Genomic DNA, 9,632 nt, shown 5'->3' with positions numbered 1-9,632 from the left:
TGAACATTTGGAAGAGGAAGTTAAAGACAAGGAAGTGGTTGATGTATCCGAAATGGAAAAGGCATATAGTTCTGTTGAAGAGGAATATAAGAAGTTAGACACAACCTTCCTGGAATTAAGTGGCACTTTGAAACAATTGACAACCGCTACAGAACATATTGTAGAGTATATAGAAAGCAGCAAGGAAATTCAAAGCCAATTTGATGTCATTAAGGTTCTAAGTGATACAGCCAACGGTTCACTTACTGGAAAGCAAAGAATCACTTTTGAAAATTATGTTCAATCCTATCTTATGGAAAAGGTTTTAGATGAAGCCAACAAGAGATTCCTTAAAATGACTGATAGCAGATATGAATTGAAGAGAAAAGAGATAGAAATTAAGAAATCTGGTAGATCAGGTTTGGATTTCTCAGTATTTGACTCATACACTGGTACAGAAAGGGGTGTTGCCTCATTGTCCGGTGGAGAAAAATTCAAGGCTTCTCTTGCACTAGCTCTTGGATTGAGTGATATCATCAGCAATAATAAGGGCGGAATCAATATAGAGTCACTTTTCATTGACGAAGGATTTGGATCATTGGATTCAGAATCATTGAATCAAGCATTGAATATATTATATGACTTGTCAGGTAACCACAAATTGATTGGTGTAATTTCTCACGTTTCTGAATTGAAAACTAGGATTGACAATAAGATACTGGTCAAAAAGACCAATGCTGGAAGTGGAATTGAAATTGAAACAAATGTATAAAGGATTTTCCAATCCAATATTTATAAGTTCCCAACCAATGCTATGGTTTAGTTTGGGAGGTAATGAATATGAATTGTCCTTACTGTGGAGAATATGTAAACAATGGAGACTTGATCTGCCCACATTGTGGGGCAGATTTAAGTTCATTCTATGAGGAATAAAATGAAAACTGATGAAGAACTTAAAGACATTCTAGATGACTTCATACAATACAAAGACTATTTTGAAAATCCTCCTGAAGAGGCTTATCTAGTTGATGGTATGGATTACAGTGAGTGCAGAGAAGCTAGAGAAATTGAAAAGCTATTATACAAATATGACATCTATGACACCAGATACCCTGAAAAATTACCTGATATGGAAAGGAAATATGGGGTTCGTGAAATACCTGACTTTTCAAGGCAAAAGCTGACTTTTGAAGAAATATTAGTCATCTTGACTTGGCTTCATAGGGCGGAGCGCCATGCTGGCGGTTTCTTTAGTAGGGCTATTGAAGACAAGACATTCTATAATCTAATTTGCAGAATGGAAGAAATAAAAAATGAATTATAATTTTTCAAGAACCTTTATAAACTCAATCAACAATACTGCTATTAAAGTAAAGGGAGGAATTAATAATGAAATGTCCATTTTGTGGAGAAAATGTAAATGACGGAGACTTAACCTGCCCTCGTTGTGGAGCGGATTTAAGCTCCTTCGATGAGGATTGTCCCTTTTGTGGAGCACTTGTAGATAGCGTTGAAATTGTTTGCCCTCTTTGTGGATCTGACTTATATGAATATTGGTATGGTGAACACTAATGGATAAGAAAGACATAATCATCATAATTCTCTCGCTCATAATAATAGCGTTTCTAGCTATTGGTGCCTATAATCAGGCTAGAGAAGAGCAGATATTATACCATACTGTAAACATTACAGATACATTTTCATTGGATGTTCCACTATCTGATAATGTTACAAAAACACAAGTTAGTGAACATATGCATATTGTAAACGATTCCCAAAATGGAATTGAAATAACTTCATTAAATCTGGGAAATGAGTCTACAATGGATTTGATAGAAGATGGCTCCCAATATTTATACAAACAGGAATCGTATAAGTTAGGGGCTGAACAGATTACCTTGTCAAATCATACCGTATGGTATGACAGAAAGGAAAACAATTACATTGCATTCTTTTCAAATGAGACTACAAATGACAATGTGATTATAGTCTGCAAGGGCAATGAAACAATGTCTCGCATGATAAGCACTGTCAGTTATCGCTGAAGTGCAAATTTTTTCTTTTTTTTTATTTCATTAATTTTTTTATTTCATTAAAATTCTTTTAGTAAACTATTTTATTGGCTAATTATATATCTATATATAATTAAATTAGGAGGACTTTAATGAAAGTGAATATGAAATTTATAATAGGCATTCTATTGCTGCTTATCTTGGCAATAGGCGCTGTAAGTGCATCTGAAGACATTTCAGACCTTGCAATTGCAGCAGAGCCGAGTGATGATATAATTTCTAATCAAATAGATGATAGTTTAGAAGAAACAAATCCTCAAGAGGAAATCTTAGAGGAAGAAACTGAAGTAAAGAATTTAACTGAGCTCAGGGATACACTTGATCATGCTGAAGGAGATATAAGTTTAGAAAATGATTATAAATATGCCGAAGGAGATCTTCATCTTGTTGCATCTATTGATAATACATCTGTTATAGATGGTAAAGGACATACTATTGATGGGGCTGGTGAAGGATTTGCCATTTCAATACATGCTAATGATGTTACTATAAAGAATCTCATTTTTAAGAATATTGTTGACACTTATGATACTGGTACACGTGGTTATTCTCTTTTTTATGTGGATGGTACTGGGGTCAGGATAGAAAATTGTACATTTGAAAATATAACTCATTTTGATGAGTATGGTCCTATTATTTGGCAAAAGCAACCTAATTTCATATTATCCAACTGTACTTTTAAAGATATTGATGCAGTTGAATTCATAAGATTTGAAGTGGAGGGTGATGAACAAGTGGCTAATACTCAAATAAATGATTGTAATTTCATTAATAATAATGCTTCAAATTTCATTACTACCTATGGATATTCCTTTAAAAATATTCAATTGAATAACTGTACTTTTGAGGGCAATAATGCCACTATTACTTTTGTAAATATTAATGGGGATAATTCTAAAATCAATAATTGTACTTTTAAAGACAATATTGGTTATGGATATATAACCGCCCAAAAGGGTAGTAACTCTCAAATGCATAATTGTACTTTTGAAAATAATTTTGCTTCTAATTCTGACAGTGCTGATAGATTCCCAATTTCTGCTTTTGAAGCTAGTGGCTCAAATGTTGATATCAATGTAACCAACACTACTTTTATAAATAATAGAGGAATCCCTATTGAGTGGGCTGCTCCTAGTGGAAATGTCATTGACTGTGTTTTCATAGGTAACAATGGTACTATTAAAATTGTAGATGGAAATGTATCCAGAGACAATGGCCAATATGACTTTGAAATAATAGTTTATAATGATACTGTTATAGGAGGTTCAGATAATCCTTACGGCTCCGGTGGTTATGTCCCTCTTGACCCTGTAGGTCCAGGAGGTCTTACTCCTATTGATGATGAAGATAATAACTTATTTGTCAAGATTATAAATAACGGTCCAATAGAAGGTAACATTGTCATTTCTTTAAATGGCACTGAATGTTATAATAAACCAATGACTGAAAGTTCTGCCTCAATTCATCTTGAGGACCTTGATCCTGTAAAAGCAGGTCAACTCAATGTAGTTGTTAAATATGTATTTGGTGAGGGGGAATATGTATTGTATGATGATACAACATTCATTGGTTATAATATTGGTGTTGTAAATTCATATGTGCTTGAGGATGGAGTTTCTCCACATGGTTCAGTAACCTTAGGCATCACTCTTCCAAAGGATGCTACCGGTACATTAATTTTCAGTGATGGAAATCAGAATCGCACAATTGAATATGCTGACGGTCAAGCAATCTATACTTTAAATGGTGCGGATTATAAGGAGATTGGTCCTCACAGCTTTATCATAAGCTTAGTAAATGATCCAAATTATCCGGAACAACCTAGTGCTTATAATTTCATCATCTATCCTAAAGTGGATGTACCTATATTTATTGCGGAAGGTGAAGTTGAGTATATCACCTATGATTTCCCAGATGATTTTGAAGGAAATATATTAATTTATGATGTTGCAGAAGTCGATGGTGAAGAGGTAAAAGGAGCTCTTCTCTTAAATAAAAGCGTTAAAGGTTATGGTTTAATCCCTATACCTGCTAATTTAACACCAGATGAAAATGGTATAATTAGTTTCATTATTGAGGCTCCATACATTGATAGCGACAAAGCAGTTATTAATTATCTTAAGAACAATGAAGGCTTCAGTTCAAGCATTGAGTCAAATACCATTGAACCTGGTGAAGATGCGGTTATTAGCGTAAGTTGTCCAGTATCTGGTTGTCAGTTATTTGTTCTTATAGATTCTAATTCACCAGGACCTATGGATCAACCGATTATGCTAGATGACACTACATTCACTCAGCATATCTCTAATTTAGCTCTTGGTGAACATAAGATTAAAATCGTAATCATATCTGAAAATGGACCTGCATACTCTAATAACTTTATAGTGACTGTAAAAGAGAAGACAACTCCAACTCCAACCCCTACCGTTCCAGCTAAAATAGTTGCTAAAGACTATTCCGCTTACTACAACAAGGGAACATACTCTGTAACAGTTTATGGAACTGATGGTAAAGTGGCTAAAGGAGCAACTGTTGTATTTAAAATCAATGGTAAAAAAGTAGCTACTGTAAAAACCAACAGCAAAGGTGTTGCAAAATTCAAGATTCCTACTAAATATGTTCCAAAAACATATAAGGTCAGTGCAACAGCTTTAGGTAAAACAGTTACTAAAAAATTAGTGGTTAAACAAATCTTGAAATTGAAAAAGGTTACAGTCAAAAAATCTGCTAAGAAATTAGTGATTACTGCAACCTTAAAAGAAGGTAAAAAAGCTTTAAAAGGCAAAAAAATAACCTTCAGATTCAAAGGCAAGAAATACACTAAGAAAACCAACAAAAAAGGTATTGCAAAATTAACCATTAAAAGCAAAGTTCTTAAGAAACTTAAAAAAGGTAAAAAAGTAACTTACAAAGCTACTTACCTTAAAGACACTGTAAAAAGAACTGTTAGAGTTAAAAAATAAGGATTAATCATCCTTATTTTTTTATTTTTTATTCACTATTTTTATTTTATTTTTTCACTGCTCTTTTTAATAATCGATATTAGTTTTCACATGCTCTTATTTTTCATTTATAAGTAATCAAATCCAATATTACTTTACTTATGGTTAAGACTTTTTTTAAATTATGGGTTAATTTATTTAGGAGGCTTTCTATGAGAAGAATAGATGAATTAACTGCTGAAATCAATGAAGCCACTATACAGCTTCAAAACATCAAAGACCAAATGAGCAAGCAATTCAAAGAGATTTGGAAACTTCAGTGCAGGAAGGATATGGGAAAGGAGTACGATAAGGAAAGATATGATGATTTGATGTACAATCATAAGCTGCTTCAAATGAAAAGAAGACAGTTGATCACACATATAAATTACTTGAATAAAGAGTTTTTTGAAGTGTTGATGTAGACCATATTACATATCCGTTTAAGAAAAAATATTAATATTAATTAAATTAAAGATTTACTTAATTAAACATAATAATTTAATTTAAAAATATTATTTAATTAATCATTATTTCAATTATTTCATATCAAATTCCAGGGCAATAAAATGAATGATTTTCACAAGATAGCAAATGAGATTCTACAGATTCCAGAGGAAAACCTGTCATGGGAAGAGAGGTTAAATGAATTAGTCAAATTCAGAGCATATCTTAAAGAATATTATGATTCATACAATGATGATTATCTTTCATTTTTGGAAAAAATAGGGCAGGACAATGACTTGGAAGAAAAATACATTTTGGAATATGACTTCAAGAAGGAAGTTTTAAGCAAGGACTATGATTTGGATGGATTGAATTATCTTCTTGTAAATATTCTATTCAAATACAAATTAGCTATTGAAGACTATAATGAGTATGTAAATCTGCTTAAGGAAAAGCATGATGTGGAGCTTAAGGCAGATTGGGAGAAAATACTCTCAGAAAAAGATTTGGATTTGCTTGAAGCTTTAAGTTTATTGACATTTTTACAAAGATCTGACTATTGGGATTATGAGCACATGCCACTTTCCTATGCCATTTTTGATGGTACAGTCGACAATATTCTAGAAAGCATTGAAAATCATATAGATAAGGAAAACATAGAGTTTTTAGAGATTTTTGTAAAGGGATAAATAGAAAAATAGCAAATATTTATAAACAATCAAGAGTATAAACTTTGTATTAAATTATGGGGTTATGTAATGGAAGATGAATATATAACAGTATCCGAGCTTACGGACCATATAAAGAGACTGCTTAATTCAGATTCTTACTTAAAACAGGTCTATGTAAGAGGAGAAATATCTAATTTTAAGCGCTATTCATCTGGGCATTGCTATTTCAGTCTAAAGGACGAAGGCAGTGTGATTCCAGGGGTCATGTTTTATGGTTTTGCATCAAAGCTTAAATTTGAACCTGAAAACGGCATGAAGGTTTTGGTCAGAGGATATGTTGACGTTTATAAGTCACGTGGAAACTATCAATTGTACGCTCAAAGGATTATCGAAGATGGATTAGGTGAATTGCATATTGCATTTGAGCAATTGAAAAAGGAACTTGAAAGCAAGGGATATTTTGATGATTCTCTAAAAAAGCCAATACCTAAGTTTCCTAAGAAAATAGGGGTTGTCACTGCTGCAACTGGAGCAGCCATTAGGGATATTGTAACTACAATCAAGAGAAGATGGCCTTTATGTGAAATCATTCTATTCCCATCTCTGGTTCAGGGGAGCCTTGCCGCAAACAATATTGTAAGGCAAATATTTGTTGCCGATAGGGAATTCGACCTGGACACTCTTATTGTAGGAAGAGGTGGAGGAAGCATAGAGGACCTATGGGCCTTTAATGAAAGGATTGTTGCAAAGGCAATACTTGCATGTGAAACTCCTGTAATTAGTGCAGTGGGGCATGAAATAGATTGGACCATTGCAGATTATGTTGCTGATAAAAGGGCAGCAACACCAACTGCTGCTGCAGAAATTGCTGTTCCAGATATTAGAGAGATAAGCTCAAAAGTCGATGACTTGGATTCAAGGGCAAACAATGTGATGTCAAAGCAATTTAATGATAATCTGGAGAAATTTGAAAGGATAATGAATAGGCCTTTATTCAAGAATCCTTATATGATTCATGAGAGGAAAGTGATGGATCTGGACTTCATTAAAGGCAGATTAGTCTCTTCTTCAAAAGAGATGATCCATTCAAATCAAATGAGATTGTCAAAAGTCAAGAGCTCTAATGTCTTTAGAAATCCTCAGTCAATTTTAGATGAGAAGACAATTACATTATCAAGGAATATTGATAAGCTAAAGGTTTTAAATCCTTTATTGACTATACAAAGAGGATATGCAGTGGCAAGATCAAAAGGAAAGGTAGTCTCTTATGCAAAAGATTTAAAGAAAGATGATGAATTGGAATTGCAATTCAAGGATGGCAAAGTAAATACAAGAGTTTTATAGTTTTATGAATTGAAAATTAAATATTTAAACAAAAGGTGATATGATGGTTGAAGAAAAGGAGAATTTTAGTTTTGAGGAAAAATTAGCGGAATTGGAAAAAATTGTAAACAACTTGGAAACAGGTGAGGTTTCATTGGATGATGCAATAGAGGAGTTTAAGAAAGCAATGGTTTTAGTCAAGGAATGTGATGAAAAGCTAAATAGCGCTCAGGAAGCTATTGCAAAAATAGTGAATGACAATAAAGAAGTAGTTGATTTTGAAGTCAATGAATGAAAATAAGATAAAGAGGATTATCCTCTTTATTAACTCTTTTTTTTAGTAAACTTGAGTATACTCCAACAAATACTCCGAGTAATTCTTGTCAAGTATTCTAAGTGCAGAAGCGTACTGTGGGCTTGTAGCAGACCTTTCTTCTACAAGGTTTCTCAAGCTGCTGTTTTTCATGTGTTCCCTAACTTCCCTTAAGACGAAGTCAATGGTATTTTTGTTGTATGCTTCAAGCTCTTCTCTACTCATTTCATAAACTTTGTATGTCTCTAAATCATAGTTTTTTGTTGGACTCATAAGTACATTGATATGGCTGTAGTATTCTCCAATGTCATCGAAGAATGCATCCACTCCCATATATGCAAGAAGTGGAATGAATTGTGCTTCAGCAAATGGGAATATTAGATAGCTGGATGATTTCATGTTTTGCCTAAGTGCAACGATCAACTCAACCAAGTCTCTTGGATGAAGAAGGAGATCATCTGCATTTGCTATAATGAATCCATTGTATCCAAGCTCTTCAAGTTCCTTTAGGCATTTGATACGCAAGTCAATGTATTTGCTTCCTTGAATGACAGCTATTTCCTTATCTTCAACTAGCTTTGCTTTTTCAATGGTTTGATTAACGCTCCACTCTGCAATTTCCTTTTCAACATCATAAGCTGAGGATTCATCATCAGCTATGGAAAAGTCATCCCTGTTGATTATTGCTGGGCTTTCCAAATCTCCAAGCTTCCCATATCTTCCAGGGCCGTCATGGCTTTTGATTTCAAATTGTTTCATTTTATCCTTGTTTCCTTATTTTTAATATTCATTTAATTATCTATTCCTTTTTATAATTAAGTTTTCCTTATTTTGTAATTTTGGCATTCATTCGTTTTTCACATGGATTTATTGAAAAATTTTTATAATTTTTATAATTTTTATGTACATATACTTAATTAACTTAACTTAGGTAAACTTTTTATATATTAAAAAATATAATTAATTTAATACATATTATAGATACTAACTACAAATGATTCCCTTTATAAGGGGGGATTTTTATGAATGAAAATGAAACAATAATTCCAGAGCAAGTAAATTACCTAATGAACCTATTGAAAAGTTATGAAATGTTTTTTAGAAAAAACATGGAAAAATTAGATATCAGCATTGGTGAAATACCAATCCTTATGGAAATTTATACAAATGAAGGTCTTAATCAAATAGATCTTGTAAGGCAATTCCATGTGACTGAAGCTAACATTAGTAAAACCACTAAAAACCTATTGATTAAAGGTTTAATCACTAAAACCATAGATGCTGAAAACAATACCAAAAAAATATTATTGTTAACTGAAGATGGAAAAGAGGCTTGCCAAGTTTTGCTTGACATATTTGATCAATGGAAAGAAGCAACTATGGGAGACATTCCTAAAGATGAGATGTTGGCATTTATAAAAACTTTGAAAAAGCTTTCCGATAATTCAGGTGATGTCTTATCTTAAAGACATTAATATTTTTTTACTTTTTTTAATCTTTCTCTAATCTCATCTATTTTTTGATCATTTGTTTAATTAAACACTATTTTTTACTATTTTTTTTAAAATTTTTCTAATTTTTTATCTCTATTTTAATCGATTATCCTTTTAATGTAAGGCTAACCTAAACTTTAAAAATAGTGTCACCTGTTAGGTTACACTTTCAAAATTTTTCAAAACCTTTATATACTATTCTAATATAATTTTAATTAAGGACGTGAGGTAAACCTATGATTGTCCTAGGTGTGTTTTTCAATGTCTGTGTTAGATACTCTTAAATCCCTCATCGGTAGGGCAAATAAAGATATAGAAGAGAACTTATCTAAAGAAGCAGAGTCTGTTGAAGA

Annotated in this window: 12 protein-coding genes; 11 read left to right on the top strand and 1 reads right to left on the bottom strand. The window is 32.4% G+C overall.

The genetic code is table 11. The features are described 5' to 3' along the window. The 10 genes from IJI80_RS06955 to xseB all read left to right on the top strand — a co-directional run. A partial coding sequence (locus IJI80_RS06955) for an SbcC/MukB-like Walker B domain-containing protein (protein WP_292788779.1) occupies window positions 1-751 on the top strand: 751 nt, incomplete at its 5' end. Window positions 752-819: 68 nt separating this feature from the next. Further along, window positions 820-912 carry a zinc ribbon domain-containing protein gene (locus IJI80_RS06950; protein WP_292788778.1) on the top strand — a complete coding sequence of 31 codons (93 nt, stop codon included), beginning with the start codon at window positions 820-822 and terminating at the stop codon, window positions 910-912. A gap of 1 nt (window position 913) precedes the next feature. Further along, window positions 914-1,303, top strand: coding sequence for a hypothetical protein (locus tag IJI80_RS06945; protein ID WP_292788777.1), 390 nt, complete (start codon window positions 914-916; stop codon window positions 1,301-1,303). Between the two features lie 65 nt (window positions 1,304-1,368). Beyond that, window positions 1,369-1,551 (top strand): zinc ribbon domain-containing protein, encoded by a 183-nt coding sequence (locus tag IJI80_RS06940; RefSeq protein ID WP_292788775.1) that lies wholly within the window; start codon window positions 1,369-1,371, stop codon window positions 1,549-1,551. Further along, window positions 1,551-2,024, top strand: coding sequence for a hypothetical protein (locus IJI80_RS06935; protein WP_292788774.1), 474 nt, complete (start codon window positions 1,551-1,553; stop codon window positions 2,022-2,024). Before IJI80_RS06940 ends, IJI80_RS06935 begins: the two co-directional genes overlap by 1 nt. A gap of 119 nt (window positions 2,025-2,143) precedes the next feature. Continuing rightward, window positions 2,144-5,014, top strand: a complete 2,871-nt coding sequence (locus IJI80_RS06930) for a right-handed parallel beta-helix repeat-containing protein (protein WP_292788773.1) — start codon at window positions 2,144-2,146, stop codon at window positions 5,012-5,014. Window positions 5,015-5,205: 191 nt separating this feature from the next. Continuing rightward, window positions 5,206-5,457 carry a hypothetical protein gene (locus tag IJI80_RS06925; RefSeq protein ID WP_292788772.1) on the top strand — a complete coding sequence of 84 codons (252 nt, stop codon included), beginning with the start codon at window positions 5,206-5,208 and terminating at the stop codon, window positions 5,455-5,457. A gap of 144 nt (window positions 5,458-5,601) precedes the next feature. After that, window positions 5,602-6,168 (top strand): hypothetical protein, encoded by a 567-nt coding sequence (locus tag IJI80_RS06920; RefSeq protein ID WP_292788771.1) that lies wholly within the window; start codon window positions 5,602-5,604, stop codon window positions 6,166-6,168. 69 nt (window positions 6,169-6,237) lie between these two features. Beyond that, a complete protein-coding gene (xseA, locus tag IJI80_RS06915) occupies window positions 6,238-7,494 on the top strand; it encodes an exodeoxyribonuclease VII large subunit (RefSeq protein ID WP_292788770.1) in 1,257 nt (418 codons plus the stop codon). A gap of 43 nt (window positions 7,495-7,537) precedes the next feature. After that, window positions 7,538-7,768: an exodeoxyribonuclease VII small subunit gene (xseB, locus tag IJI80_RS06910; protein WP_292788769.1), complete on the top strand. Its 231-nt coding sequence runs from the start codon at window positions 7,538-7,540 to the stop codon at window positions 7,766-7,768. Window positions 7,769-7,810: 42 nt separating this feature from the next. Here xseB and IJI80_RS06905 read toward each other — a convergent pair whose 3' ends face one another. After that, entirely contained in the window at window positions 7,811-8,545 is a 735-nt protein-coding gene (locus IJI80_RS06905) for an archaeosine tRNA-ribosyltransferase (protein WP_292788768.1), read from the bottom strand. Between the two features lie 263 nt (window positions 8,546-8,808). Here IJI80_RS06905 and IJI80_RS06900 point away from each other — a divergent pair, with 263 nt between their 5' ends. Continuing rightward, window positions 8,809-9,252 (top strand): MarR family transcriptional regulator, encoded by a 444-nt coding sequence (locus IJI80_RS06900; RefSeq protein WP_292788766.1) that lies wholly within the window; start codon window positions 8,809-8,811, stop codon window positions 9,250-9,252. Window positions 9,253-9,632 lie beyond the last annotated feature (380 nt).

The organism is Methanobrevibacter sp. (assembly GCF_017432245.1).
In the GTDB taxonomy this organism is placed as follows: Archaea; Methanobacteriota; Methanobacteria; order Methanobacteriales; family Methanobacteriaceae; genus Methanobrevibacter.
Note: the sequence above shows the minus strand (reverse complement) of the source record. Positions and strands in the feature narration are given on the sequence as shown.

Excerpts from the sequence above, each read along its gene's own strand:
- IJI80_RS06950 (WP_292788778.1), top strand. The coding sequence starts at position 820 with ATGAATTGTCCTTACTGTGGAGAATATGTAAACAATGGAGACTTGATC.
- IJI80_RS06945 (WP_292788777.1), top strand. The coding sequence starts at position 914 with ATGAAAACTGATGAAGAACTTAAAGACATTCTAGATGACTTCATACAA.
- IJI80_RS06940 (WP_292788775.1), top strand. The coding sequence starts at position 1,369 with ATGAAATGTCCATTTTGTGGAGAAAATGTAAATGACGGAGACTTAACC.
- IJI80_RS06935 (WP_292788774.1), top strand. The coding sequence starts at position 1,551 with ATGGATAAGAAAGACATAATCATCATAATTCTCTCGCTCATAATAATA.
- IJI80_RS06930 (WP_292788773.1), top strand. The coding sequence starts at position 2,144 with ATGAAAGTGAATATGAAATTTATAATAGGCATTCTATTGCTGCTTATC.
- IJI80_RS06925 (WP_292788772.1), top strand. The coding sequence starts at position 5,206 with ATGAGAAGAATAGATGAATTAACTGCTGAAATCAATGAAGCCACTATA.
- IJI80_RS06920 (WP_292788771.1), top strand. The coding sequence starts at position 5,602 with ATGAATGATTTTCACAAGATAGCAAATGAGATTCTACAGATTCCAGAG.
- xseA (WP_292788770.1), top strand. The coding sequence starts at position 6,238 with ATGGAAGATGAATATATAACAGTATCCGAGCTTACGGACCATATAAAG.
- xseB (WP_292788769.1), top strand. The coding sequence starts at position 7,538 with ATGGTTGAAGAAAAGGAGAATTTTAGTTTTGAGGAAAAATTAGCGGAA.
- IJI80_RS06905 (WP_292788768.1), bottom strand. The coding sequence starts at position 8,545 with ATGAAACAATTTGAAATCAAAAGCCATGACGGCCCTGGAAGATATGGG.
- IJI80_RS06900 (WP_292788766.1), top strand. The coding sequence starts at position 8,809 with ATGAATGAAAATGAAACAATAATTCCAGAGCAAGTAAATTACCTAATG.